Annotated in this window: 24 protein-coding genes; 12 read left to right on the top strand and 12 right to left on the bottom strand. The window is 69.4% G+C overall.

Translation table 11 applies throughout. The features are described 5' to 3' along the window. Positions 1–190: 190 nt before the first annotated feature. A complete protein-coding gene (locus tag OHO83_RS46885; protein ID WP_353963518.1) occupies positions 191–271 on the top strand; it encodes a tryptorubin family RiPP precursor in 81 nt (26 codons plus the stop codon). Positions 272–378: 107 nt separating this feature from the next. Next, positions 379–1,431: a cytochrome P450 gene (locus OHO83_RS03070; protein WP_330278592.1), complete on the top strand. Its 1,053-nt coding sequence runs from the start codon at positions 379–381 to the stop codon at positions 1,429–1,431. A gap of 122 nt (positions 1,432–1,553) precedes the next feature. Here OHO83_RS03070 and OHO83_RS03065 read toward each other — a convergent pair whose 3' ends face one another. Next, positions 1,554–2,348, bottom strand: a complete 795-nt coding sequence (locus tag OHO83_RS03065; RefSeq protein WP_329431944.1) for an SDR family NAD(P)-dependent oxidoreductase — start codon at positions 2,346–2,348, stop codon at positions 1,554–1,556. Between the two features lie 419 nt (positions 2,349–2,767). On the opposite strand from OHO83_RS03065, the gene OHO83_RS03060 reads away from it, so the two are divergent. Next, positions 2,768–3,268 (top strand): lamin tail domain-containing protein, encoded by a 501-nt coding sequence (locus OHO83_RS03060; protein ID WP_330278591.1) that lies wholly within the window; start codon positions 2,768–2,770, stop codon positions 3,266–3,268. Between the two features lie 130 nt (positions 3,269–3,398). On the opposite strand, the gene OHO83_RS03055 is transcribed toward OHO83_RS03060, so the two are convergent. Next, positions 3,399–4,109 (bottom strand): response regulator, encoded by a 711-nt coding sequence (locus OHO83_RS03055; protein ID WP_266679159.1) that lies wholly within the window; start codon positions 4,107–4,109, stop codon positions 3,399–3,401. Next, entirely contained in the window at positions 4,106–5,752 is a 1,647-nt protein-coding gene (locus OHO83_RS03050; protein WP_330278590.1) for a sensor histidine kinase, read from the bottom strand. Before OHO83_RS03050 ends, OHO83_RS03055 begins: the two co-directional genes overlap by 4 nt. 97 nt (positions 5,753–5,849) lie before the next feature. Here OHO83_RS03050 and OHO83_RS03045 point away from each other — a divergent pair, with 97 nt between their 5' ends. Next, positions 5,850–6,839 (top strand): Bug family tripartite tricarboxylate transporter substrate binding protein, encoded by a 990-nt coding sequence (locus tag OHO83_RS03045; RefSeq protein WP_266679163.1) that lies wholly within the window; start codon positions 5,850–5,852, stop codon positions 6,837–6,839. Between the two features lie 172 nt (positions 6,840–7,011). Next, entirely contained in the window at positions 7,012–8,457 is a 1,446-nt protein-coding gene (locus OHO83_RS03040) for a GntP family permease (protein ID WP_266679165.1), read from the top strand. Positions 8,458–8,469: 12 nt separating this feature from the next. Here OHO83_RS03040 and OHO83_RS03035 read toward each other — a convergent pair whose 3' ends face one another. The 3 genes from OHO83_RS03035 to OHO83_RS03025 all read right to left on the bottom strand — a co-directional run bounded on the left by OHO83_RS03035 (position 8,470) and on the right by OHO83_RS03025 (position 10,510). Then, a complete protein-coding gene (locus OHO83_RS03035) occupies positions 8,470–8,880 on the bottom strand; it encodes a VOC family protein (RefSeq protein ID WP_266679167.1) in 411 nt (136 codons plus the stop codon). Positions 8,881–8,976: 96 nt separating this feature from the next. Beyond that, entirely contained in the window at positions 8,977–9,789 is an 813-nt protein-coding gene (locus tag OHO83_RS03030; RefSeq protein WP_330278589.1) for an MBL fold metallo-hydrolase, read from the bottom strand. Between the two features lie 67 nt (positions 9,790–9,856). After that, entirely contained in the window at positions 9,857–10,510 is a 654-nt protein-coding gene (locus tag OHO83_RS03025; RefSeq protein ID WP_330278588.1) for a TetR/AcrR family transcriptional regulator, read from the bottom strand. A gap of 75 nt (positions 10,511–10,585) precedes the next feature. Between OHO83_RS03025 and OHO83_RS03020 the strand changes: the two genes are divergently transcribed. Continuing rightward, on the top strand, positions 10,586–12,043 hold the full coding sequence (locus OHO83_RS03020) for a purine-cytosine permease family protein (protein WP_330278587.1): 1,458 nt from the start codon (positions 10,586–10,588) through the stop codon (positions 12,041–12,043). Positions 12,044–12,134: 91 nt separating this feature from the next. Here OHO83_RS03020 and OHO83_RS03015 read toward each other — a convergent pair whose 3' ends face one another. Beyond that, positions 12,135–12,695 (bottom strand): carboxymuconolactone decarboxylase family protein, encoded by a 561-nt coding sequence (locus OHO83_RS03015; protein WP_266679199.1) that lies wholly within the window; start codon positions 12,693–12,695, stop codon positions 12,135–12,137. Between the two features lie 183 nt (positions 12,696–12,878). On the opposite strand from OHO83_RS03015, the gene OHO83_RS03010 reads away from it, so the two are divergent. Beyond that, complete coding sequence (locus OHO83_RS03010) at positions 12,879–13,181, top strand: winged helix-turn-helix transcriptional regulator (protein ID WP_329437620.1); 303 nt, start codon at positions 12,879–12,881, stop codon at positions 13,179–13,181. Between the two features lie 42 nt (positions 13,182–13,223). On the opposite strand, the gene OHO83_RS03005 is transcribed toward OHO83_RS03010, so the two are convergent. The 4 genes from OHO83_RS03005 to OHO83_RS02990 all read right to left on the bottom strand — a co-directional run bounded on the left by OHO83_RS03005 (position 13,224) and on the right by OHO83_RS02990 (position 18,607). After that, the gene (locus OHO83_RS03005; protein ID WP_330278586.1) at positions 13,224–15,986 is read right to left on the bottom strand and encodes a bifunctional YncE family protein/alkaline phosphatase family protein; all 2,763 of its coding nucleotides are present in this window, start codon (positions 15,984–15,986) and stop codon (positions 13,224–13,226) included. 4 nt (positions 15,987–15,990) lie between these two features. Further along, a complete protein-coding gene (locus OHO83_RS03000; RefSeq protein WP_330278585.1) occupies positions 15,991–17,349 on the bottom strand; it encodes an ABC transporter permease in 1,359 nt (452 codons plus the stop codon). Then, on the bottom strand, positions 17,346–18,287 hold the full coding sequence (locus tag OHO83_RS02995) for an ABC transporter ATP-binding protein (RefSeq protein ID WP_266679205.1): 942 nt from the start codon (positions 18,285–18,287) through the stop codon (positions 17,346–17,348). Before OHO83_RS02995 ends, OHO83_RS03000 begins: the two co-directional genes overlap by 4 nt. A 176-nt stretch (positions 18,288–18,463) precedes the next feature. Continuing rightward, positions 18,464–18,607 carry a hypothetical protein gene (locus OHO83_RS02990; RefSeq protein WP_266679207.1) on the bottom strand — a complete coding sequence of 48 codons (144 nt, stop codon included), beginning with the start codon at positions 18,605–18,607 and terminating at the stop codon, positions 18,464–18,466. 170 nt (positions 18,608–18,777) lie between these two features. Here OHO83_RS02990 and OHO83_RS02985 point away from each other — a divergent pair, with 170 nt between their 5' ends. The 5 genes from OHO83_RS02985 (at position 18,778) to OHO83_RS02965 (ending at position 23,887) form a co-directional block, all read left to right on the top strand. Continuing rightward, positions 18,778–19,377 (top strand): hypothetical protein, encoded by a 600-nt coding sequence (locus OHO83_RS02985; protein ID WP_330278584.1) that lies wholly within the window; start codon positions 18,778–18,780, stop codon positions 19,375–19,377. Then, a complete protein-coding gene (locus tag OHO83_RS02980; protein WP_330278583.1) occupies positions 19,314–19,553 on the top strand; it encodes a DUF5302 domain-containing protein in 240 nt (79 codons plus the stop codon). Before OHO83_RS02985 ends, OHO83_RS02980 begins: the two co-directional genes overlap by 64 nt. An 82-nt stretch (positions 19,554–19,635) precedes the next feature. Further along, on the top strand, positions 19,636–21,246 hold the full coding sequence (locus OHO83_RS02975; RefSeq protein ID WP_266679213.1) for an APC family permease: 1,611 nt from the start codon (positions 19,636–19,638) through the stop codon (positions 21,244–21,246). Between the two features lie 299 nt (positions 21,247–21,545). Continuing rightward, a complete protein-coding gene (locus tag OHO83_RS02970; protein WP_330278582.1) occupies positions 21,546–23,354 on the top strand; it encodes an MFS transporter in 1,809 nt (602 codons plus the stop codon). Beyond that, on the top strand, positions 23,354–23,887 hold the full coding sequence (locus tag OHO83_RS02965; protein WP_266679217.1) for a MarR family winged helix-turn-helix transcriptional regulator: 534 nt from the start codon (positions 23,354–23,356) through the stop codon (positions 23,885–23,887). The genes OHO83_RS02970 and OHO83_RS02965 overlap by 1 nt, the downstream gene beginning before the upstream one ends. A 3-nt stretch (positions 23,888–23,890) precedes the next feature. Here OHO83_RS02965 and OHO83_RS02960 read toward each other — a convergent pair whose 3' ends face one another. Continuing rightward, positions 23,891–25,006 carry a PP2C family protein-serine/threonine phosphatase gene (locus tag OHO83_RS02960; protein WP_330280705.1) on the bottom strand — a complete coding sequence of 372 codons (1,116 nt, stop codon included), beginning with the start codon at positions 25,004–25,006 and terminating at the stop codon, positions 23,891–23,893. Between the last annotated feature and the right edge of the window lie 238 nt (positions 25,007–25,244).

Genomic DNA, 25,244 nt, shown 5'->3' with positions numbered 1-25,244 from the left:
CCGCAGAGCGCCGCACACGCAGGGAAACGCATCGTCTGAAAGTGGATATGCGAAACGCTCTTCGGTGAATTGATGGATTGGCCGGTGATCACGGCAGGGAAGGTTCACCGCGCCACCGGCACGCGATCTTCACCGGCTCACCCCGGCACCCGTCGCGTGTCTTCCGTCCGCCCTGAGAGGGGGTGCAGTGATGAAGCTTCTCTTCGCTATCCGCAACAAGGCCGCGGCCCGAAAGTCCCTGAAGGCGAACGCCTGGTATCTCTGGTACTGATCCGGCACGCCTCCACCCGCCCCCGCTGTGCGGTGGCAGCGAGCGTCGCGCCCGACGCCGGCTGCCGTACAGCGGGGGGTTCCGCCCCCACCGCCACCGGAGAACCCGTGTCGCTCACCTCCGCGCCGCGCACGCGCCGCACCGTGTTCGCCCCGCGACTGACAGCCCTCCTGGACGACCACCTGGGCCGGGACGTCTTCCGGCTCGAGAGCGACACCGTCGGAGTGGCCGGACACGACGTCACCGACCGGATCCTCGCCGCGCGCCGGGCGACGGAGACCGAGCGGCCGACGTTCAAGCCGCTGCACGGCCGCTCGATCTCGCGCAACGAAGCCTCCTCGGTCACCCGGACGACAGGCAACGACGTCCGCGAGGCGCTGAGGCACCCCTTGCCGCCGGACGTCGACCTGTCGGGTCCTTGGCCTCTCACCGGACACCTCCTCCTGAGGGACCTCATCCTCGGCCAAGACCCCCTCCGTCTGCGGTTATTGATGAGCCGTAACCTCGAACTGACACCCAAGCTGACCTGGTCCGTGATCGCCGCAGGCGCCGCGCTGCCCGGCTGGCCGCGACCCGGCGCCCACCTCACCGGTCTTGCGGGGCGGGCGGCCGAGGCCGTCGGCTACCAGGACCGCAGGTACGCGATGGGTGTCTACCGGCGAGCGGCCGCCCCGGTGTGTTTCACGGTCTCGACCCTCGTCGCGAACGCACTGTGGCTCGGCTCCCCCTTCGACGACAGCACGCCGAACCGCAACATCATCTACGAGGCCCTGCGACTGCTGCCGCCCTCGTGGAACATCCTCCGCAACGCCTCCCCGGAGTACCCCGCGATCGACAGCCGGATCCGGGATGACGACGACGTCCTGCTGCTTCCGCTGCTCTCGCACCGCGACCCGGCGCTGTGGGAGGACGCGCCCGCCTTCCGGCCCGAGCGCTGGGACGAACTAGACCCCGACACCACGCCGGGCTATCTGCCCTTCGGGCATGCCTCTGAGCGCTGCTGGGGACGGCACTTGGTGATGCCGCTCGCCGAACTTCTGCTGGACCGGATCCGCAGCTCAGGGCTCGTCGTTGATCCCGACCAGCGCACCGGCAGGGTTCCGCTGCTCGGCCTGCTGGGGGTCGAGGAAGTACGTCTGACGAAAACGCGAAAAGCCTGACGAACGCCATGAGTTGTCGCCGGACCGTTGAACTTCCTGGAATCCAAGCCTACTTGGCGATGTTGCGGAGAGGCACAACCAAGAGTCTTCCGGCCCGAGGTGCACGATCGTAGGGCGCCGCCTTACGGGAGGATGGCGTCGATGTATCCGCCGTCGACCCGCAGCGCGCCACCCGTGGTCGCGGACGCCAGGTCGGAGCTCAGGTACACCACCATGTTGGCGATCTCCTCGGGTTCGATCAGGCGCTGCAACAGCGACTGCGGGCGGTACTCGCGCATGAAGACCCGCTGCGCCTCGTCCCAGGGCAGGTCGCGGTCGACGAGTTGGTACACGAAGTCTTCGACGCCACGGGTGTGCGTAGGGCCCGCGATGACGCAGTTCACGGTGACGCCGGTCCCCGCCGCATGCTTGGCGAAGCCGCGGCTGACCGCGAGCAGAGCGGTCTTCGACATGCCGTAGTGGATCATCTCGGCGGGGATCACCACCGCGGAGTCGCTCGCGATGTACTGGACACGCCCCCGGCCGCGTTCGGTCATCCGCGGCAGGTACAGCCGCGTGAGCCGGACGGCGGCCAGCACGTTCACCTCGAAGTAGCGGCGCCATTCGTCGTCAGTGATGTCCAAGGGGTTCTTCGCGTCGAAGATGCCGAGATTGTTGATGAGGATGTCCACGTCAGGCAACGTTTCCCAGGCGCGTCGAGCGCCCTCCTCGGAACCGACATCGGCGGCGACCGGAACGAAGTCACCGTCCGGCACGCCGGCTCTGAGCTGCTCGACGGCCGCCTCCACCCTGCCCTGGTCGCGTCCGTTGACCCCGACCCGCGCGCCGGCGCGTGCGAGTCCGGTCGCGATCGCGGCTCCGATGCCTTGTGTGGAGCCCGTCACCAGAGCGGTCCGGCCCGAAAGATCCAGGTGCACGTCGTGGTCCCTTACTGGAATGGGTGGGTGATCGGCAGGTCGTCACGAGACTCTTCCCGCTCGCGGACCCCCGGTGATGTCCGAGGGCTCGGAAGTGGGGCCGAACGGGTGGGAAGCGGTAGGACTGTTACGCGCTTCTGGGTGACGGGACGTAGACGAGGCGTGACGGAAGCGGGGCCGGAGCCGTGCGGGGTAACGGCCGAGACGTCAACCTGGTGCCTTCAGTACATAAATGGACGATACATATGAGAGCAACAGAAATATGGGCGACGCGTAACGGCCTTCACGTCTTGCGCACATTCAGGACGATCTGTTGGCAAGTTGTGCGTTCTCGGCCATCGGGCCGGGACCCGCACATCGCAGACCTGCGGCACATCACGCCGGTACACGGGTCTGCAGTACAAAGTGAAGGGGCATTCATGTCCGCTTTCATGTCAGTTGTCGCCCGCCGTACGGCTGCCGCCGCTCTCGCGGCCGGCGCGCTGGTCGGAACGTTCGCCGCGTCGGCATCGGCCGACGCCGCCGTCCGCCCGGGCCGCGACCGTGTCGAGATCTCCGGCGCGCAGTACGACTCCCCGGGCTGGGACAACGGCACCAACCGCTCCCTCAACAAGGAGTGGGTCGATGTCACCAACACGTCCCGGCACGCCGTGAACCTCGATGGGTGGACGCTGTCGGCCAGGGACGGCCGCACCTACACCTTCCATCACTACCGTCTGGCGGCCCGCTCGACGGTCCGCGTCCACACCGGTGTCGGACGCGACAGCGGCCGTGACGTGTACCAGGACCGTCGCAGGTACGCGTGGGACAACCGCTCGGACACCGCCACGCTGCGCGACGACCGCAACCGGAGGGTCGACACCCTTTCCTGGGGCGGCCACCGCGACGACCGCGGCCACGGACACGGCGGCCACCGCTGACCTGACCTGAACCTGCCCGCGGGACTCCCAGCCCGCGGGCAGCGATGACCCGCCACAGGGGGCGTTCCGCAGCACGGTCTGCGGGACGCCCCTTTCGGCTGCCGCCGAAAGTACGGACGCCGCCGCGACGTCACCCCTGCCAGTCGTAGCGGCGCTCCGGTCGGCCGGCGACGCCGTAACGCAGTGACACGCCGGCGCTGCCGGTGCCGTGGAAATATTCGAGGTAACGGCGGGCGCTGACGCGGGAGATGCCGGTCAGGGCGGCGCATTCGGTGGCGGACAGAGTGCCGGCGGCCTCGCGCAGGGCGCGTTCGACCATCGCGGCGGTCTCGACACTCATGCCCTTGGGCAGACCACCGCCCGGAGCGGCCAAAGCAGTTCCGCCCAGCACGCGGTCCACGTCGGCCTGGCCCCGTACGACCGCGGAGAGCAGCCTGCGGCGTCGGGCGGCGTACCGCTCGAGGCGGGGGAGCAGGTCCTCGAAGTCGAACGGCTTGAGCAGGTAGTCGACCACGCCGCGGCGGACCGCGCGGCGCACCGTCTCCGCTTCCTGGGCGGCGCTGATGACCATGATGTCGCAGTCGTGGCCCGCGGAGCGCAGCCGGGGGATGAGATCGAGGCCGAAGACGTCCGGCAGGTACAGGTCGAGCAGGATGAGGTCGGGGCGCAGTTCCTCGACGGCGTCGATCGCCTGTTGCCCGGTGTGAGCCGTGCCGATGACACGGAACGGCTCGACGCGCTCGACGAAGGTGCGGTGCACCCGGGCCACCATGAAGTCGTCGTCCACGACGAGCACGTCGATCGAGTCGTCTCCTGCGGCCGTGTCGTGCGGGGCGGTCATCCGGCGACTCCTTCGGGCGCCACATCGGCGGGACGGCCGAGCGGCATGTGGGCGGTGAACATGGCGCCGTCGACGGTGTTGGCCACCGATATCTCGCCGCTGTGGCGCTCGCAGACGAGCTTGGTGAGGGCCAGGCCGATCCCGCGCTCGCCCTCCCGGGCGGCCTTGGTGGTGAAGCCGTGCGCGAAGACCTCCCGAGCGACCTCGGGCGGCAGGCCGGGGCCGGAGTCCCGGACCACGACCTCCACGCTGGACGCGTCCTGCCGCAGCTCCACCTCGACCCACGCGTCACCGGTGTCGTCATCGGAAGCGGCGGCGTCCACCGCGTTGTCGACGAGGTTGCCGATCACGGTGGCCAGATCGGCCGCGTCCTCCGGTGCCAGCCGGTCGAGCGCGGTCCCCGCGGACATCCGCAGGCTGACCTTGCGTTCGGCGGCGAGAGAGGACTTCGCCATCAGCAACGCGGCGATGGCGGTGTCGCGCACGCGCCGGGCGAGTGTCACATCGAGCGATTGGCGGCGCTTGTTGAGGGCGCGGATGTAGCGGACCACTTCGTCCTGCTCTCCGATCTGGATCAGACCGGAGATGGTGTGGAGCTGGTTCGCGAACTCGTGGGCCTGCGCGCGCAGCAGCTCGGAGGAGCTGCGGAAGGAGCCGATCTCCCGTTCCAGTTCGGCCAGTTCGGTGCGATCACGCAGCGTCGTGACCGAACCGAGCAGGCGGCCGTCCTTCGTGACGGTCATCCGGTTCATCACCAGCAGGCGTCCACGGCGGATCACCACCTGGTCGTGCCGGTCGGCCGCGCCGTGCCGGGCCCCCGCGAGTACGTCCCGCAGCCGCCCCTCGAAACCCAGGTCGTCGATGCTCTGCCCCACGCAGTCCTCGGGCAGGTCGAGGAGGCGCCGGCCCACGTCGTTGACCAGTGTCAGACGGAGTTGCGGGTCGAGTGCGACGACGCCCTCCGCGATGCCGTACAGCATCGCCTCGCGGTGCTCGGCGAGGCCGGCGATCTCGCGCGGCTCCAGGCCGTACGTCTGGCGTTTGACCCGCCGGGCAAGGAGCCAGGAACCCATCACACCGAGCCCGCTCGCGATGCCCAGATAGGCGAGCAGGTACGACGAGGCGCCGCTGAGCCGCTGCCACACGGTGGGGGAGGCCTCTCCGATCATGACGGTGCCGAGCTGCCGCCCCAGGGTTTGCGGCGCGGCGCTCAGGACGGGCACCTGGGCCACCAGCTCATGGCTTCCGTCCAGCGTCAGATCGCCGGACCAGCTGCGGCCCCGGGCAACCCCCGCTCCCAGGCTCAGCCGTTCACCCACCACCGTGGGGTTGGTGGACGAGACGATGCGGCCCTGCGCGTCGGCCACGGTCACCGATGTGACGCCCGACTGCGCCAGTGTGGAGTGCACCAGCGGGGCCAGCGCCTCCTCGGGGACGGGCCTCACGAGCTGGCTGCGGACCAGGGGGTTGGCGCCCAGTTGCTCGGCCAGCGCGTCGACCTTGCGGCCTTCGACCCGCTGGAAGGTGGCCTCGGACTGGGCGAGCGAGACCCCCGCGACCGCCAGCAGCACCACCACGACGATGGCGAGCTGGAGCACCAGCATCTGGCCCGCGAGGGTATGGCGGCGGAAGGTCGTGACCACAATTAACTCAATCTTCGCTACTGACACAACGTGGGCGGCTCGCGTGCCATGTCGGACAATCATGACGCCCGGCCGTTGAAATCGAAAGCGAGGTGCCATGAGAGGTCCCGCACGTGCCCTTCGTGGCACCGTCGCCGTACTGACGCTCCTCACCGTCAGCGCATGCGGGGTGTTTCCGGGCGGACAGGCGCAGCCGGACGGCGATCTGCGGATCGTGGTGCCCAACACACCCGGTGGCGGCTACGACACCACGGCCCGGACCGCGGCCCGGGTCATGGACGAGACGCGCATCGCGCCGGACGTGCAGGTGTTCAACCTTCCCGGTGCGGGCGGCACGGTCGGCCTGCAGCGCATCGTCGACGAACGAGGCAATGGCGACCTGGCGCTCCAGATGGGCCTCGGCGTCGTGGGAGCCTCGCATGAGGCGAAGGCGAAGGTGACGGTCGCCAGGACCACACCGATCGCCCGTCTCATCGAGGAGGCAGGTGCGGTCGTCGTCCGCAAGGACTCGCCGTACAGAACGGTAGGCGACCTCATCACCGCGTGGCGAAGGGCTCCTGAACGTCTCGCCGTCGGTGGCGGATCATCACCCGGCGGACCGGATTACCTGCTGCCCATGGAGCTGGCGAAGACAGTCGGCATCGACCCCAAGCAGGTCGACTACGTCGGCTACGGCGGCGGTGGCGGTGACCTGCTGCCGGCGCTGCTCGACGGCGAGGTCGACTTCGCCACCAGCGGCCTGGGGGAGTTCCTCGACCAGGTCGACAGCGGCCAGCTGCGTGTTCTCGCCGTCACCGGCGAGCATCCGGTCGAGCCTCTGGCCAAGGTCCCGACGCTCAAGTCGTCGGGCATCGACCTGGTCTTCAGCAACTGGCGGGGCATCGTCGCGCCGCCCGGCATCAGCGACACCGACAGGAAGCGCTGGGTCGACGTGCTGACCGAGTTGCACCGGTCCAGGCGGTGGCAGGCCGAGCTCGACCGGCACGGCTGGACCGACGCGTTCGCCACCGGAGACACGTTCGCGGCCTACCTCATCCAGCAGGACAAGCTCGTCGCCGACCTCGCGGCCTCCCTCGGACGGGAGTGACCTGGCGGTCGTCCACCGACGGCCCGCTTCGACACCGACGGCCTTCACCACGGGCAACTGCCCGACGTCATCCCACCCACCCATGACCGGGACGGTCCAGCCCCTGTGCGCGCGGGCTCGCCGAGCCATGCCCGTTTCCCCCCGGCCAGACCCCGAAAGGCACTCCGCCCGTATGACCTCGCACACCTGGTACCTGTTGCTCGTCCTCACCGTGGCGATCGGGCTGCTGATCTACTTGATCAACTCCCGGCTCCGCATCCACCCGTTCATCGCCCTCGTAGTGGTGACCATCGGCACCGGGCTCGCCGCCGGTGAACCCGTGGCGAAACTGACCGGGTCCATCGAGGAGGGAGCGGGCGGCACACTCGGCGACATCGGTCTCACTCTCGCCCTCGGAGCCATGCTCGGCCGCCTGCTGTCCGACTCCGGCGCCACCGACGCCATCGCCCACGCCATCGTCGACCGCTCCAGCAACCGCAGGCTCCCCTGGCTCGTCGCCGCCGCGGCATTCGTCATCGGCATTCCGATGTTCTTCGAGGTCGGCCTCATCGTGCTGCTGCCGCTGATCTTCAGCGTCGCCCGCCGCCTGGAGGACGACGGCGCCACGAAGGGCTCTCCGTACGTACTGCTCGGCGTGCCGGCCATCGCCGCGCTGTCCACCCTGCACGGCATGGTGCCGCCCCACCCCGGACCGCTGACCGCCATGACAGGCCTTCACGCCGACCTCGGTCTGACCCTCGGCGTCGGCATCATCTGCTCGATCCCGACCGTCATCCTGGCCGGCCCCGTGTACGCCCGCTGGATCGCGCCCCGCCTGGCCGACGTACGCCCCGACCCCGTGCTCGTGGCCCAGTTCACCGGAGCCGACCGGAACGACGCGGCCGGCACCACCACCCACACCTCTTCCACCGGCCCGGCCGAGGGGACGTACACCGACACTCTGCAACGCGCCGGTGTGTCCACGGGACTGGCCGTCACCTCGGTTCTCATACCCGTCGCCCTGATGCTGCTGCGCACTCTCGCCGAAACCGTCCTCGACGAGTCCAGCACCGTGCGTGCGGCGCTCACGTTCGTCGGTGAACCGCTGGTGGCGATGCTCGCCGGTTTCCTCTTCGCGCTCGGTGTGACCCTCGTACGCGGTGGCCGCTCCAGCGAGGCGACGCGCTCCTCCCTGACGGACAGCCTCAAGTCCATCGCCGCGATCCTGCTCATCATCGGTGGCGGCGGCGCGTTCAAGCAGGTGCTTCAGGACTCCGGTATCGGTGACGCCATCGCCTCCGCGGCCGAGGGAGCCCACCTCAACGTGATCGTGCTGGGCTGGCTGATCGCGCTGCTCCTGTCCCTGACCACCGGTTCGGCCACCGTCGGCATCGTCTCGGCCACCGGTATCGTCGCCCCGCTGATCGGCACGGCCGGCGGGCTGGAGGCCTCGCTCCTGGTGGTCGCCATCGGCGCCGGCTCCCTGGGCCTCAACTACGTCAACCATGCCGGGTTCTGGCTGGTGAAGGAGTCCTTCGGCATGGACCTCGGCCAGGCCGCCAAGACACAGACCGTCGTGCAGACGCTCGTCAGTGTGATGGGCCTCGGGATGGCCCTGCTCCTGTCCGTCCTCGCCTGACGGGAGCGAGCGCTAGGAGTTGGACCAGTCGCGGGTGGACAGCACCAGCAGGTAGCCGTCCGGGTCCTGGATCGCCACACCCCACGTGTCCCAGTAAGGGTTGTGCGCCGGAACCCGCTTGCCGCCGTGCTGTTCGAGGCGTTCCACGAGGGAGTCCGGTACCGGTTCGCCGAGGTAGATCACCAGTAGATCCTCGGCGGTCGGCCGCGGCTCCACGGGTGCGGCGGGATCGTGGACGAGTTCCAGGTGCCAGGCCGCATCAGGCCAGCCGGCCATGAGAAGTGAGTGGTCGTCAGGCGTGCCGTCCGACGCATGCCGGTACAGGACGTCGAGGCCGAGTCCCGAGATCCAGAAGCGCTCCGCCGCTGCGAGGTCACGCGACGGACGGGCGATGCGTACATGAGCCGCGGCGTTGGCCGGCATCGTGTCAACTCCTGATGGGTGAGAACTTCTTTCCAACTGGCAGGTCGTACGCCGAGCCTAACGAGCAAGCGATCTTTCGCCCATCCGGCGCACGTCCTAGGTCTCCCGGCCGAACTCCGGCTCCTGCGAGCCGCCTTCGGCCCGCGCCTTCGCCGAGGCGATGTAGTTGTCGACGATCCGGCAGAGCCGCTGCCGGTCGAAGCTGGGACCGTGGCCCGGGCGGACGATCCGGACCGGCAGCTCGCGCAGGCGTCTCATGGTGCGGACGTACTTCTCACGGTCGGAACCCGGCAGCTCGTCGAGGAGTACGTCGTCGTACACGACGTCGCCGCTGAACAGAGTCCCGTCGGATGCGTCGAAGAGGGCGATGCCGCCCGGACTGTGGCCCGGCAGATGCAGCACGGCCAGCGCGCGGTCACCGAGATCGATGCGGTCACCGTCGGGGAGGTGACGCGTGACGTGTGCGGGGCGCAGTTCGTACGTCGACGGGTCGTAGCCTGCGTGCGGGACCGCGGAGATCAGCAGCGGGGGCAGGTCGAAGTCCTGGAGGCCGCCTTGGGCGGCCCATACAGAGCCGAGCAGCGATCCGAGTTCCGGTGACTCCACGGCTTCCAGCGGGTGTGCCCAGCAATGGGCGAACGCGTGGGCCCCACCCATGTGGTCCAGGTGGGCGTGCGTCAGGACGACGGTCGGTTCGCGATCGGTGAGCCGTGCCAGGAGCGCCGGAAGGTCGCCCACTCCCAGACCGCAGTCGACGAGGAGATCGCGATCGCGGCCGCGGACCAACCACGTGTTGGCGTCGAGCAGTTCATGGACGTGGGGTTCGTCGATCAGTGTGAGGGTGCTGTCGATCGTGGTGACCCTGAACCAGTCGTGGACCACGGGGAGTGCCGGATGGGTTGCCATCATGTGTCCTTGGGTCCAGGGCCCGTCGGCGTGACCGACGGGCCGGGCGTGGCGTCGGCCGATCGCCTGGCTACGTGTCGGTCCTGTCGTGGTCCCGCGCCGCGGCGAGGGCGCCTTCGCCGAGCCCGAGGATGCGTTCCGCGGTCGCGGTGATCAGCTCGCGGACCTCGGCGTAGTCGATCTTCGTGCGCATGGCGGCCTGCGGGCTGAGGCCGTCGATGAGGACGAGGATGTGCATCGCGGCGTAACCGGCGTTGTCGACGCGGAAGCAGCCTTGTGAGACGCCGGCCTCGATGTGTGCCTCCAGACGGTCCTGGGCGGCTTTCATCTGCCGTGTGACCGCGGTGAGCAGCGCGGGGCGGCGCCGGCTCGCCTGCCAGGCGTCCAGCCACAACAGGCTGACGGGGTCGCGGTCCTCGTGCAGCCACGCCTGCATCAAGTGCCGCACCTGGTCCACCGGGTGGTCCGATCGCGCCGCGTGCTCGAAGACCGTGTCGTTGTCGGCGGTCGCGGCGTGGCTGAAGGCCGCGGCGACGAGTTCGTCGGCGGACTTGAAGTGATAGTCCACCAGGCCCGGGACGACGCCCACGGCCTGGGCGACCCGTTTCGCCGTCAGCTTGTCCAGGCCCTCGCTCACGGCGATCTCGCTCGCGGCCCGCAATATCTCCGCGCGCCGCTCGCCGGCGGGCAAGCGGCGTCGTCCGGTCCGTGAGGTTGACGTCATGACCTGGGATGCTATTGACTCCCGCCCCAACAAGCAACTGGTGCGCGTCCCAATAGCGGGTTTCCGGAGGTCAGGATGGCGTTGAGGGCAACTGGCGGCACCAGTGAGGGACCCGAGCCGGGCGAGCCGGTCACCGACCGCGCCGGCCATGTGGAGACCCACGGCGTCGACCACATCCCCGACTCCGACCGCCACGGTCGGCCACGCTCCCTGTTCGCGGTGTGGGCGGCCTCCAACATGAGCTACCTGTACATCGTGCTGGGTGGCGCGATGGTGCTGCTCGGCCTCGACATCTGGCAGTCCTTCGCGGTGATCGTGGCCGGCAATCTGCTGTGGGCGGGCGTGGGGTACCTCGCGACGAGCGGCCCAAGCTCCGGAACGCCGAGCTGGGTGGTGACGCGGGCGATGTTCGGAGTCCGCGGCAACAGATTCCTCAACGTGACGCTCGGGTGGACCGTCGCGGTGGCCTACGAGGCGATCGGCCTGGCCCTGGGATCCCTCGCCGGGTTCGCGCTTGCCGAGCAGTTGGGTATCGACGTGAACACCCCGGTCAAGGTGGCGATCGTGCTGGTCACCGCCGTCGTGACGTTCTCCATCAGCGTGTACGGGCACGCCACCATCATGCGGTGCAGCATCTGGTTCACCTGGGCGCTGACCGCCTGCGTCGTGGTCCTGGCGTACTACGTGCTGCGTCACACGGACTGGGGCTACCGCACACCTGCCGCCACCGCGGTCCACGGCCACGAGCTGTGGGTGGTCCTCGCCTCGGGATTCACGATCATGGTGGGTGGCCCCCTGTCTTGGAGCAGCGGCGCCGACTACGCCCGCTATCTGCCCGCCGATGCGTCACGCAAGGCGGTGTGCTGGTGGACGGCCGTCGGCGGTTTCGTGCCCGCCGTCCTGCTCAGCGGACTCGGCGTCCTGGCCGGGACGGCGGTGGACATGACCGACGCGCAGACGTCACTGAGGGCGGTCGTGCCCGGCTGGTTCTATCCGGTCTTTCTGCTGATCGTCATCTTCGGCTCGATCACGAACAACGTACTCACGGCGTACAGCGGCGGCCTGGCCCTTCAATCCGGCGGGATCCCCTGGAGCCGCGCGTTCACCGTCATCTTCGACGCCTCCATCGCGCTCGGCCTCACCTTCTACTCCCTGTTCGTGTCCGACTTCCTGGACACCATGAACAGCGGTCTGGAGCTCTCCGTCGCCTTTCTCGGCCCAGGGTTCACGATCTACGCCGTGGACATCCTGCTGCGCCGCAACCGCTACGACGGAGTCGCGTTGCAGGACCAGAGCTCCCACAGCCGTTTCTGGTACTGGCACGGCGTGAATCCCGCCGGAGCCGCCGCGATGGCCATCGGTGTCGGGGCGGCGCTCCTGTGCGCCAACACGGGCATCTACACCGGCCCGGTCGCAGCCGCCCTCGGCGGCGCCGACCTGTCCGCAGCCGTCGGAATGTCCCTGGGAGCCCTGGTCTACGCGGGACTGATGCTCCGTCGGCGGCGTGCGACGGCCGACCGGCCCGGTGTCTGAAGAGTCTGTCCGGCTCGACGGCGGACCGGTCGTGGAGCCGCCCGGCAACTCGCGAGGACCGAGCCGGCCCCGTCGGTCAGGCAGCTCGTGGTCACCGCGCCGGGAACGGCACGCCCCAGTTCTCCTCCTCCAGGAGCAGCCCGTTGGCCAGACAGCTGATGGTCCGGTACCAGCCGGCGAGTACGAGGAACTCCAGGAGCTGGGCGTCCTCGTAGTGTTCGCGCAGGGCGCCCCAGGCGGACTCCGAGAGGCGCGCCGTGTCGTGCAGTTCGTCGATCGCGTCGATCAGGGCCGCATGGCGCGGCGGCCACGCACCGGTGACGCTGGTGTCCATGTCGGTGGTCGCCCGGAGCTGTTCCGGGCTGAGTCCGGCCTGCTGGGCGAGGACCGCGGCATGCACGCCCCACTCGTAGGCGCAGCCGGTGCGAGCGGTCACCCGTGCGATGACGATCTCGCGATCGATGTCGGGGAGGAGTCCGTGCCCCAGCAGTCCGGCCCCCAGGGCGAACATGCGTGAGGCCAGTTCCGGGTTGCGGTGCAGGACCCGGAAGAGAGTCAGCGGTTCGTGCGGCACGCCGGGCGGCATCCATCGGCGGAGCGCGCGGTCGATGGAGTCGGGGTACGGCGGCGTGAGCGGTTCGATGCGCGGCATTCCTTCGTGCCTCCTACATCCCTCGTGCTTCGATTTCAGAATCACTATGATGCTTCTGAAATCGAAGCGCAAGAAGTGGGCGAGGAGGAGCAAGAAGTGGCCAGGGAACAAGAAGTGGGCAAGGAAGCGGGAACGCCGAGGCCCGGCGTACCCGTACGAGGGTCCGAGTCGGGTCGCCCGGTCATGGCCGCACTCGATCTCCTCGGGCGGCGTTGGACGCTGCGCATCCTGTGGGAGCTGAGCCGCACCCCGGCAGGGTTCCGTGAACTGCAGCGGCGGTGCGATCGCATGTCCTCCAGCGTGCTCAGCACCCGGCTCGACGAGTTGACCGGCGCCCGTCTGCTCGCTCTCAAGGACGACGCGTATCACCTCACCCCGCTCGGTGAGAATCTCGTCGAGGCGCTCGCCCCCCTGCATGCCTGGAGCCGACGCTGGGCGGAGGAGACAGGCGCCGAGGGGACGGAAGAGGCCCCCGGCCGGCGGTGACGCCGGTCAGGGGCCCTTGGTTCAGTCTGCGCTCCGCCTAAGTCACCCGTCGGATTCCGGTGACGGGATGTAGGCGCCCGGCACGTCCTTCGGGGCGAAGATCTTGCTCTCGCCGGGGTACGGCTTCGACCACTCGTGCGTCTGGTACCACGTGAAGTGGTTCATCTGCGCGGGGTTCGCGAAGTCGGGCTTGGCGTCACGCCCGGTCAGCCGCTGCTGCGACTTCCAGGCGTCCCACTGCGCCGCGAGCTTCTGCTTGTCCGCCGGCACCTTCGCCGAGGGCGCCGGAGCGGCATCGGGGTTCTGCGGGGCCGGGGTGTCCAGACCGCAGGAGGGCGGGGTCTTCAGGCCCCCGGTGAGCGAGGTCCGGTTGGGCAGCGCCTTGAACGGCGTGACGTCCGCCTTCTGGCTGAACGCCCCACGCATCGGGCTGGCCGCGCTGTCCTTCTGGTTCATCGGGTGGACCCCGAGGATCTGCTCGATGGTGCGGATCATCGTGATCTGCGAGTAGTAGTGGCTGTCGACCACACCGTGCCTGGCCCACGGGCTGATGATCTGGATCGGGGCGCGGTGGCCGTCGACGTGGTCGAGGCCGGCCTGGGAGTCGTCCTCGACGACGAAGATCGCCGAGTCCTTCCAGTACTTGCTGTGCGAGATCTCGTCGACCATCCTGCCGACCGCGAGGTCGTTGTCCGCGACCTGGGCGGCGGCGTTCGCCGGACCGCCGGTGTGGTCGCTGGACAGCCAGAACATGTTCAGGTTGGCCGGCCCGTTCTTCTCGAAGTCACGCTTCCAGATCTCGGACCGGTAGATGTCCGGGACGCTCGTGTCGAACTTCGGGAACCCGTGCACCGACACCGAGTTGAGGGACGGGATGGGCGAGGACGACATCAGGGGGTAGGCGGTGTCCTGCCCGGTCGCCCCCATGTTCTTGGAGTCGCAGTACAGGTTCTGCCAGCTCGCGTCCGCCGGCTTCGTCAGGAACTGCTGGAACTCGCCGAAGTCCCGTACGGACTTCCCGGCCGCCTGGGCGCCGGTCCAGATGAAGCCGGTGCGCTGGTGGCCGAGTGCGTCGTCCTCGGTGTCGTAACTGCGCGCGTACTCGCCGGCCGAGGACTCGGTGTACTCCGGATTGTCGGCCTGCATCAGCCAGTTGTGGCCCTCGGCGGAGTTCGTGCCGATGTCGTACGTGTTGTCGTACAGGCCGAACTGCTTGGCCAGGGCGTGCTGGTTCGGCGTCACGTTCTCGCCGAACTGAGCGAGCGACGGGTCGCCGTTGCCCTCCGGGACGTCACCCAGGACCTGGTCGTAGGTCCGGTTCTCCTTGACGATCAGGAACACGTGCTTGATCGTCGACGGGTCTCCGAGCCGCTGAGGGACCGGCACGGGCTTCGGCTTCTTCTTGTCCTTGCCGTGGGCCAGTGTGACCGAGCCGCGGGTCCAGCCGTTCTGCTGGAAGACCTTGGCCGTCTCGGACTTGATGACGCGGTCGTTCGGCAGGGTGAACCGCTGCACGCTCGACGTCGTGTCGTGGGTGGCGTGGCCGGCGCCGCTCGTGGGGCGGCGGGCGTCGATTCCACGGGTGTTGGAGACGACCACCTGCTTGCCGACGGTGGCGATCTCGGCGGGGAAGTAGTCCGTCGGGAGCAGGCCGACGTAACTGACCGGCTCCTGCGGGGTCGTGTACCGGTAGACGGCGACCGCGTTGGCGCGGCCGAGCGTCACCAGCAGATGACCGTCGTCGGTGAGCGTCACCGCGTCGGGCTCGTATCCGACCGACGACTCCGGCCACGGCTGCGTGGCGACGGTCTGCACGACCTTGTTCTTGGTCGTGTCGATGACCGACACGTCGTTGGTGGCCGTGTTGGTGACGAACAGCGCGTTCTTCTTGGCGTACAGCGCGGTCGGGTGGAGACCGACCTTGATGCTCGATACGGCGGCATCCGGGTTCGCCAGGTCGATGACGCTGACCGTGCCGGTGGTGGTGGAGGCGGTCACCTGGTCGGCGGGCACCTGGGTGTTGTACGAGTTGATCGTGGTGTCGCCGGGCTTCGCAGGACGCCCGCCCTCGTTGCTGACGTAGAGCTTGCCGCCGACCTCGGCCATGTCACGCGGGGCGTTGCCCACGGACCAGCTCTGCCGGACGGTGCCGGTCGCGGCGTCGATGGCGACGACGCGGTTCTGGCCGTTGACCGCCGAGTACACGGTGGAGCCGTCGGGCGAGAACACCGGCTCGCCCACCAGCGCGTGCTTGGGCCCGTCCGCCGGGATCTTGACGGACGTCGGATCGGCGACGCTGCCGTCCGGGTTCACGGTGAACCTGGTGTATCCGTCGATCTGGCCCAGCCACAGCTGCGAACCGTCGGGCGAATACGTGGGGCCTTCCTGGCCCACGTCGTTGCCGCTGATCCGCAGGTCGGCCGAGGCGGAGTTGCCGACGAGCTGCTGCACCTTCCAGCTCTTGAGGTCCACGATCGACAGCGCCATGCCGCCGTCGGTGATCGAGGCCGCGAGGTGGGTGCCGTCCGGGCTGACCGAGGACGACATGATCTTGCCGTTGTCGACGACGAGACGGTCCCCGTACGGGGCGATGTACTGGTCGCTGGAGATGACCTGGCCCTGACGCGTCGTCTGGCCGACCTGGTCGGTGCCGAACTGGTGCGTCTGGGCGAAAGCGGTGCCCGCGGCGGTGAGGGCCAGAGCCGTGATACCGGCCGTGGCCAGCGGCGTCCGGCGGCCGATGCGTCTGCCGAGAAGACCGGATCGGGCCTTCGCGGCACGCCTGCGACGGCGTGTGACCTGCATGAACTTATCCCTTCGAGGTAGAGAACAGCTCGACGTTGCCGTCGAACTGCCAGAGCGGGTTCGGTCCGTCCCCGGTCGGGGTCCGCACCAGGAAGTAGCCGTTCACTTCCTTCGGTCCATCGCCGTCGGCCATGAACCGCCCGTCAGCGGTGATGTCGAGCTGATAGATGGCCGACCCGGTGGCCTCGACGTCGGGGAGATGCCAGGACACGACGCAGCGCCAGTCGTTGCCCGGCCCCTCGGCCGCGACACCGACGCTGCCCTTGGTGCACGCAGCGCTCGCCTTGAGCTGGGCTTCGGTGACGGCGGGTCGGTTGAGCTGCTCGGTCTGCAGGCGGTAGAGATGAGCGAATGCCGTGGCGACCGAGCGCTGCACCTTGTCCTGCTCGATCCCGGAGCCCGTGGCCGAGGTCGCCGGGGCGACGACGACGGCCGTCAGAACGAGGAGACCGACGAGCGGCAGGGCTCCGACGGTGACGGCGCGGCGCCCCGAGCCGTCGTGCGTCAGATCGGTGAAGTCCCGCCTCAGGAACAGGACATAGGCCAGCGCGGTCGCGGTCACCGCCCACAGCAGGCTGACAACGATGCCAATGAGCAGTGGACCGAGCTGTGCCGGGCTGGTGAACAGACCGTTCCAGGCGATGAAGGCGTAGCTCGGCAGAGCGAGGCGTACGGAGACGGGGAGCGGCAGCATCTGGGCGAGCTGCGTCGTGAGCGCGACGAGCATGGGCAGCAGGAGCCCCATCGGTGAGCGCCCGAGCGCGACGGACCCGAGCAGTCCGATCGCGGCGAAGGCCAGCGTCGGGGCGAGGACACAGACCCAGGCGAGCAGAACCTGAACGGCCGCGTCTCCCGGCGACAACAGGTGGCCGTCGAGCCCGACCAGCGGCTGGTTGCCGACCGTCACGACCCCGCCGGCCGCGCCGGAACAGGCCAGCCCGGCCACGAGCAGCAGGATGACGGTGAGGCTGGCCAGTGCCTTCGCCGCGAAGATCCGGCGGGGCGAGCGGACCGCGACGAGCAGATGGCGCCAGGTGCCGAGCCGGTCCTCGGAGGCGAACACGTCACCGGCGACCACCGAAGTCAGCAGCGGGAGCGCCCAGGTGCCCGAGAATCCGAGGACCACCAGCGAACCGGCCCATCCCGTGGCGTGCATCCAGCGGCCGAAGAGCGTGTCGACGGGGAGCGAACTCTGCTGACTCACGGCGGCGACGAAGAGCGCCGGCGCGATCCAGCAGGCGAGGACCAGCAGCCGGATCCGCCATTGCGAGACCAGCTTGACCAGCTCGAAACGGTAGCCGCGCGCCACCGAGACACGCGGGGCGGCAGCGGCGTCGGGGCCGGCGGCGACGGTTGCGGTCATCTGCTGTTCTCCTGCTGCTCGGTGAGGGCGAGAAACGCCGCTTCGAGCGGCGACACCACGGGCGAGAGCTCGCGCAGCGCGATGTCCGCGTGCACGAGCCGCACCACCAGTTCGTCGAGGGCGGGCACCAGCGCGCGCACGACGAGCGCCTCGGTGTCGTGCCGTCCCACGGCGTCGTCGACGACGCGGATCCCGGAGGTGTCGGCCGCAAGGCGGCGCGCGGCCTGCGGGTCGGAGGTCAGCAGCCGGTAGTCGAGATCGCTGTTCTCGGCGGCCAGCTTGCTCAGCGGGCCGGAGAAGGCGATCCGCCCGGTGGCGAGGATGGTGACCTCCGAGCACAGCGCCTCGACGTCGTCCATGCGGTGGCTCGACAGCACGACGCCGGTCCCCTCCGCCGCGAGGTCGGCCAGGACGCGGTGTACGTGCTTCTTTCCTGCCGGGTCGAGGCCGTTGGACGGTTCGTCGAGCACGAGGAGCCGGGGCTTGGTGAGCAGGGCCGCGGCGAGTCCGAGCCGCTGACGCATGCCGAGGGAGAAGCCGCGGGTGCGGTCGTCGGCGACATCGGTGAGCCCGACCTGCCCGAGCACGTCGTCGATCCCCGACGCCCGTGCGTCGAGGCCGCGCAGGGCGGCCAGCGCGGCCAGGTTCTGCCTGGCGGTGAGCGAGGGGTAGAGACCGGGACCGTCCACGAAGCCGGCGACACCCTCGGGAGCGGCGAGCGCCCGCCCGATGGGCGTACCCAGGATGTCCAGTTGGCCGTCGTCGGCGACGGCCAGGCCGAGCAGCAGGCCGAGCAGCGTCGTCTTCCCGGCGCCGTTCGGCCCGACCAGGCCGTGGATCTGCCCCTGCGCCACATCCAGATCGATGCCGTCGAGCGCGACGACGTCGCCGAAACACTTGGTGATCCCGCGAGCCCGTATTGCCAGGCTTTCGTCCATGAGTGCCTTCCTTGGAAACCTCCGAGGATCTTAGGGACGGCACACGACTCAAGCGGGGACGGATGCTGGACGTTCGGGGAACGGGAGACGACCGGAATCCGTCACACCGATGCCCGACCGATGGTGGTCGAAATGTCGAACAGACCCCAGCCCGGGGGGAGTTGACGCGAAGTCATTCAGAGTCCGCGCCGTACAGCCCCCGGCATGGAGGTGCAGCCGTGACCGATGAACTGCCTGAGCACGCGCAGCTGCAGGCCGTGTGGGCGGTCGCGCGCCCACAGGGCGAAGGGCGGGACCACTCCCTGTTCGAGCTCGAACACGCCGTCAGCCTGCGGAGGACGCCAACACCCTGAACAGGCCGGCCGACCGCCGGCCGGAGGCCGGGATCTGCCCGGCACCGGCGGAGCCGGGCGACCCGACCTTTGCCGCGGCCCGACTGCCCGGACCTCAGCGACCGTACGACAGCGGCGCGACACCACCGGCGTCCCTCATGGCAGATGCCATGGAACCGGCCGAACCGGCTGTGATGAAGGGGCGGTTCGAAGCGGCCGTCGACGAGTACGAGCGTCTGTTCGGCTGGCTCGCCGGACACATGGTGGCCGATTGGCAGCTCCTGGACGCCCTCCTCATCCCGATACCGGTCGACGCCGCACGGGCCCGGTACGCCGCACCGGCCCGCACCGCCACGGCCGGCAACCCCTACGGAGTGGTCGCCCACCTGCTGACCGGTGGGCTCGGCGCGATGCGCAATCCGGACCTGACCCCGTCGGAGAACCGCGCCGACCCGGCCGGAGTGACGGCGCTGCCGCGGACCGCGCCCCGGCTCGTCGACACGGCGGCCGCGACGACAGCCGGGCAGGCCGCCCCGCTCAGCCGCTCCGACCCCGACCGGACCGCCTTCGTCACAGCCCTCGAAGCAGTCGTCGCACAGACATGCCCGTCCACCCGCGCCACCGGGCGCAGGCGCACAAGGGCTGACGGGCATGACAAGCTGTCCTTCCCATTGCCCGAACCCAGGAGGTCACCATGGCTGCAGAGTCTGCATCGCAGGAAGGTTCGGAGCCGATCGAGGCCGCGAACGAAGGCCTGACGCCCGACGCCGACGGCCAGTACGACCTGAAGCGCAAGTTCCGCGAGGCGCTGGACCGTAAGCGTGGCATGCAGGCGGACGCCGCCGGCGGCGCCGCGAAGACCGGTTCGAAGATCCGCGGCGCGCACGGTCCGGCGTCGAGCCAGAAGTCGTTCCGACGCAAGAGCGGCGGCTGACCACGGCAGCGCTCCTTCGAAGGTGACGCGCCGCATGGCACGCTGAGCCCCCTGGGTCTGTGATCGTCTGGGAGGTTGCCACGTGGCGCAGTATCAGCCGGCGGGGACCGTGGGCGACGCGGACGCCCGGGCAGAGGAGAACCGGCTCCGCAAGGACCTCGGTTTCTGGGGCCTGACCGCGATCGGCTTCTCCAACATCCTCGGCTCGGGCTGGTTGTTCGCCGCCCTGTACGCCGCCCAGACCGCCGGCCCCGCCGCACTGCTGTCCTGGATCGCGGCCGGCGCGCTCTGCGCACTGGTGGCCCTGGTCATGGTCGAACTCGGCGCCACCAGGCCGGAGGGCGGCGGCACCGTCCGGTGGCCGCTGTACGCGAGCGGCCGGCTGGTCGGCACGGTCGTCGGCTGGTCGGTCCTGCTCTCCGTGGGCGGCACCGCCGCCGAGATCAGCGCGATCATGCAGTACGCCGCCCACTACGTGCCCGGGCTCTACGAAGGTGGCAGGCTCACCGCGTCGGGCCTGGGCGTCGCCTCCGCGCTCAGCGTGCTGCTCACCGCGCTGAACTGGTTCGCGGTACGGATGTTCGCCCGCCTGAACAACCTGGTGTCGGTGTTCAAGGTCGTCGTCCCCGTGGTCACCATCGTCGCGCTCTTCCTGTCCGGCACCCACTCGGGCCGTCTCACCGAGCACGGCGGCTTCGCCCCTTACGGCTTCGCCGCGTGCCTGACCGCGCTCGCCGGCGGCGGCATCGTGTACTCCGTGAACGGTTTCCAGGCCCCCCTGGACTTCTCCGGCGAAGCCCGCAATCCCCGCCGCAACGTACCCGCGGCCGTGCTCACCGGCATCGCCCTCGCGGTGCTGGTCTACCTCGGGCTCCAACTCGCTTTCCTGTACACGGTGCCCGACTCGCTCCTCACGCACGGCTGGCAGGGCGTGAACTTCGATTCGCCGTTCGGCCAGCTCGCCCTCGTGCTCAACCTGCACTGGCTGGCCACGCTGCTCTACGCCGACGCGGTGGTCTCCCCGGGCGGTTCGGCCTACGTGGGCGTCGCCCTCGACGCCCGCCACACGTACGCCCTCGCGAAGAACGGTCTGGTGCCCCGTTTCTTCATGCGCATCGACCCCCGCTCCGGTATCGCGCGCCGTGCCCTGGTCCTCAACCTCGTCGTCATCATCCTGTTCATGCTGCCGTTCGGCGGCTGGCAGGACATCGTGAGCGTGATGGGGGACATGTACCTCCTCATCTACGCCGCCTCGGCGGTCGCCGTCGCGTCCTTCCGGGCGCACGACCGGGAGCGCGGAGTGCCCCTCGCGGACGGTCAGGTGCCGGGCGTGCGCTGGATCGCGCCGGTCAGCTTCGCCGTGTCCACCGAGTTCATCTACTGGTCCGGCTGGGAACACCTGCGGCTCGCTCTGCCCCTGGTCCTGGCGGGTGTCCCGCTGTACCTGCTGCAACAGGGCCGGACGGCGGGACGGCCCGTACGCGAGGAACTGAGTCAGGGGGCCTGGATCGTCTTCCATCTGGCGGCGCTGACCCTGCTGTCATGGCTCGGCACGTTCGGCGGCTCCGGACGTCTGCCGGCCCCGTACGACACCGTCGTGGTCGGCGTCCTGGCCCTCGCGGTCTTCGTATGGGCGGTGCGCTCGGGCGCAGCCCATCTCCGAACGGATCCGTCAGCCGAGCGAGTGTTCTAGGGGCATGAGGGCCAGCTCTCTCGCGATCAACTCCGCAGCGGCGCCGGGCGGTTCCCGAACCTGGGCCGCTGGTGCTGCTCCGTCGCCTCGGTGGCCATCACTCGCACCGTCCGCCGCGAAGACGTCACCGGATCAGAGGACGCGCGGTCGATTCTCCGGGGGCGAAGAGCGGAGAGACGCAGCGATGGAGTCAACCCATCGGTGGCCTGTTTGCCCAGGTCAGGAGCCGTGGCCGCATCAGGCTGCCGGGAGTAGATTGGTTGATGTCAAGCAACTGACTCCGGCGGGAGTGATGCCTTGTGGCAAGGACAACCGCAGAGTCGACCGCCGCACGTCGGGGTGGTCTCCGTGAGCCGGGACCGCGCTACAAGTGGATCGCGCTCTCCAACACCACGCTGGGTGTCCTGATCGCGACGATCAACATGTCGATCATGCTGATCGCGTTGCCGGACATCTTCCGGGGGATCGGTGTGGACCCGCTGCAGCCCGGCAACACGAGCCTGCTGCTGTGGCTGATCATGAGCTACATGGTGGTCACCGCCGTGCTGGTGGTCAGCTTCGGCCGCCTCGGTGACATGTACGGCAGGGTCCGGATGTACAACATGGGGTTCGCGGTGTTCACCGTGTTCTCGGTGCTGTTGTCGGTGACCTGGATGCACGGCACGGCGGGCGCCCTGTGGCTGATCGGCATGCGGGTCCTGCAAGGTGTCGGCGGGGCGATGCTGATGGCGAACTCCAACGCCATCCTCACCGACGCCTTCCCCGCCCGTCAGCGCGGCCTCGCACTGGGGCTGAACCAGGTGGCCGGTATCACCGGATCCTTCATCGGCCTCGTCCTCGGAGGACTGCTCGGGCCCCTCAACTGGCATCTGGTGTTCCTCGTGTCCGTACCGTTCGGCCTGTTCGGCACCGTGTGGGCCTATCTGAAGCTGCACGACACTGGCGTTCGGGCGGGGGCACGGCTGGACTGGTGGGGCAACCTCACCTTCGCCGTGGGCCTGATCGCCGTACTGGCCGGCATCACGTACGGCATCCAGCCCTACGGCGGCGACATCATGGGCTGGGCCGATCCATGGGTGATCGCCGCGATCGCCGGCGGCATGGCGATGCTGGTCGTCTTCTGCGTGGTGGAGACCAGGGTCCCCGAGCCCATGTTCCACCTGTCGCTGTTCCGGATCCGCGCGTTCACCGCGGGGAACGTGGCGAGTCTGCTGGCGGCGCTCGGGCGCGGCGGCCTGATGTTCATCCTGATCATCTGGCTCCAGGGCATCTGGCTGCCCCGCCACGGCTACGGCTTCGAGCAGACCCCGTTGTGGGCCGGCATCTACATGCTCCCGCTGACGGTCGGGTTCCTGGTCGCGGGGCCCTTCTCCGGCTGGGCCTCGGACCGGTTCGGGGCCAGGGCTTTCGCCACCGGAGGCATGCTGCTGGCCGCCGCCACCTTCCTGGCCCTCCAGGCGCTGCCGGTCGACTTCACCTACCCGGTGTTCGCCCTCGTCCTGCTGTTGAATGGGCTCGGCATGGGCCTCTTCGCGGCACCCAACCGGGCGGCCATCATGAACAGCCTGCCGCCCGACCAGCGCGGGGTGGGCGCCGGGATCAGCACCACGTTCCAGAACTCGGCCACCGTGCTGTCCATCGGCATCTTCTTCTCCCTGATGATCGCGGGCCTGGCCGGCGCGCTCCCCGCAGCCCTCAACCACGGCCTGACCGCGCAGGGGGTCCCCGCCGCCGACGCCGCCAAGGTCGCCGCCCTCCCGCCGGTCGGCGTGCTGTTCGCCTCGCTCCTCGGCTACAACCCGGTCCAGACCCTGCTCGGCCCGCACGTCCTCGCTCAACTGCCCCCGGGACACGCCCACTACCTCACCGGGCGCGGCTTCTTCCCGGAGCTGATCTCCCAGCCGTTCGCCGACGGCCTGTCCGTGGCCTTCGACTTCGCGATCGCCGCGTGCGTCGTCGCCGCCATCGCCTCCATGCTGCGCGGCGGCCGCTACATCCACGACGACCGGGTCCTGGCCCGACCCGCCCCGCTTCTCGCGCCCGCCCCGCCCGCGCAGACGGCCTCGCCTCCGGCCGCCCCGCCGACGCCCCGATCCGAGGGGCCGTGATGACCTCTTCCTCCGACTCCGACGCCGCTGACTGTGACGCTGTCGCCTTTGATTCCTCTGACTCTGATCCCCTCGACTCCGAGCAGTCGGCGGAGCTCGCCGAACGGCTCCGTGGCGCGATCCAGCAGCTCCTCCCCGAACTGCGCGCCCACGGCATGCAGAGCCAGCTCACCCCCAGCCGGATGGCCGCGCTGGCGGCCCTCTCCGCGCACGGGCCGCTGCGCATCAGCGACCTCGCCACCCGCATGGGCATCGCCCTGTCCACCGTCTCCCGCATGGTGGACCTGCTCGACGGCTTCGGGTGGATCGAACGCGAGGCGGACCCGAAGGACCAGCGGGCCACCCTGATCGCCCTCAACGACACGGGCCAGGCGCTGCTCGACTCCACACGCCGCCAGGCAGCCACCCGTCTCGCCGAACGGATCGACCAGCTCACCGCCGACCACCAGCACTCCCTGCGCGACGCCCTGCCGGCCCTGGAAGCCCTCTCCGCGCAGCGCCCCGCCGAACCGCCGGGGACCGGCCGACGCTAGGGCCTACCCGTCGGTGCCACTGGGCCGAGGGGCCGGACGGCGCTGGATGGCGATGATGGCGGCGTCGTCGCCGAGGTGTCCTCGGCAGTGGGCGAGGAGGTCCCGGCGGATGTGATCCAGGAGTGCTTCCGGGCTGCTCGTGGTCCACTGCCCGACCCGCTGCGCCAACGGATAGAAGGTCCCGCCCTCATCGCGGGCCTCGGTGACCCCGTCCGTGTAGAGGATCAGGGTGTCACCGGCGACGAAGGCGAACTCGTCGACGGGAAACTGTGTGACCTGAAGCCCGGCCACGCCGAGAGGCGGGGCCGGCTGGGGACTGGTGAGGGTGCGGACGTGATGCTCGTGCAGCAGTAATGGCGGGGGATGTCCGCAGCAGGTCATGCGGGTCATGTGCCCGTCACGGGGGATTTCCAGCAGCAGGGCGGTGATGAAGTGCTCGCCGACCTCGTCCGCCACCTCGACGAAATCGGCGAGGTAGCGGGACACGCTCCGGTCCAGGGCGCCGGCGAGCTCGGGCAGCGTGTCGTGCTGGTCGGCGACCACGCGGAACGCACCGAGCAGCAGCGCCGACTCGCCGACGGCCGACAGCCCGTGTCCCCGTACGTCACCGATGATCATCCGTACGCCGTCGCCGGTGCCGGTCGCCGTGTAGAGGTCGCCGCCGATCTCGGCCTCGTGCTCCGCCGCCAGGTACAGCGAGGCGATCCGCAACGGGCCGATGCGGTGGGGGAGCGGCCGCAGCAGGGCCTTCTGCGCGGCCTCGGCCACGGACCGCACTCTGGCCAGTTCCCGCCTCCGGCGCTCGCGCACGCCGCAGATGAACACGATCAGAGCGGAGAGCAGGGTGAGGGAGAAGACCTGCACCATCACATTGCGTGTATTGAGAACGCCGAAATGGACGCCGATGAACACCTGGGCCCCGATCGCCAGGGCCCCGACGAATGCCGTCAGGCGCGGTCCTGCGAAGGACGCGGTGAGCGCGGGCGCCACGACCAGCAGCGGCCCCAGATGCACGTCGGCCGGCACCAGGATGTCGATGACCGTGATCACCAGGATGAGCGCGAGCGGAATCATCACCAGCGCGTGACTCGGCTGCCACCGCTGCCACAGACCTCCCATGCGCCTCTGTAGGCCCACGTCATCTACTCTGCACCCTCGGAGCGTGACGTGGGCATCGAGCGAGTCCTCACCTGCACTGATTGCTCAGGGTGACGATTGTTGATCGCAAGAGGGGGCGCGCGGCGGCACTGTCCACGTCGAAGAGTTCCGCCGTTCCACGTCGTAGAGTCCAGGGCCATGGTTCGTCACACCGCCCGGGCGGCAGCGAAGTGCACAGCCGCCGGTGATCCCGGCCCGG

Origin of the sequence: Streptomyces sp. NBC_00569 (assembly GCF_036345255.1) — a bacterium.
Taxonomy (GTDB): domain Bacteria; phylum Actinomycetota; class Actinomycetes; order Streptomycetales; family Streptomycetaceae; genus Streptomyces.
The sequence above is the reverse complement of the archived record's forward strand: the minus strand, read 5'-3'. Positions and strand labels throughout refer to the sequence as shown.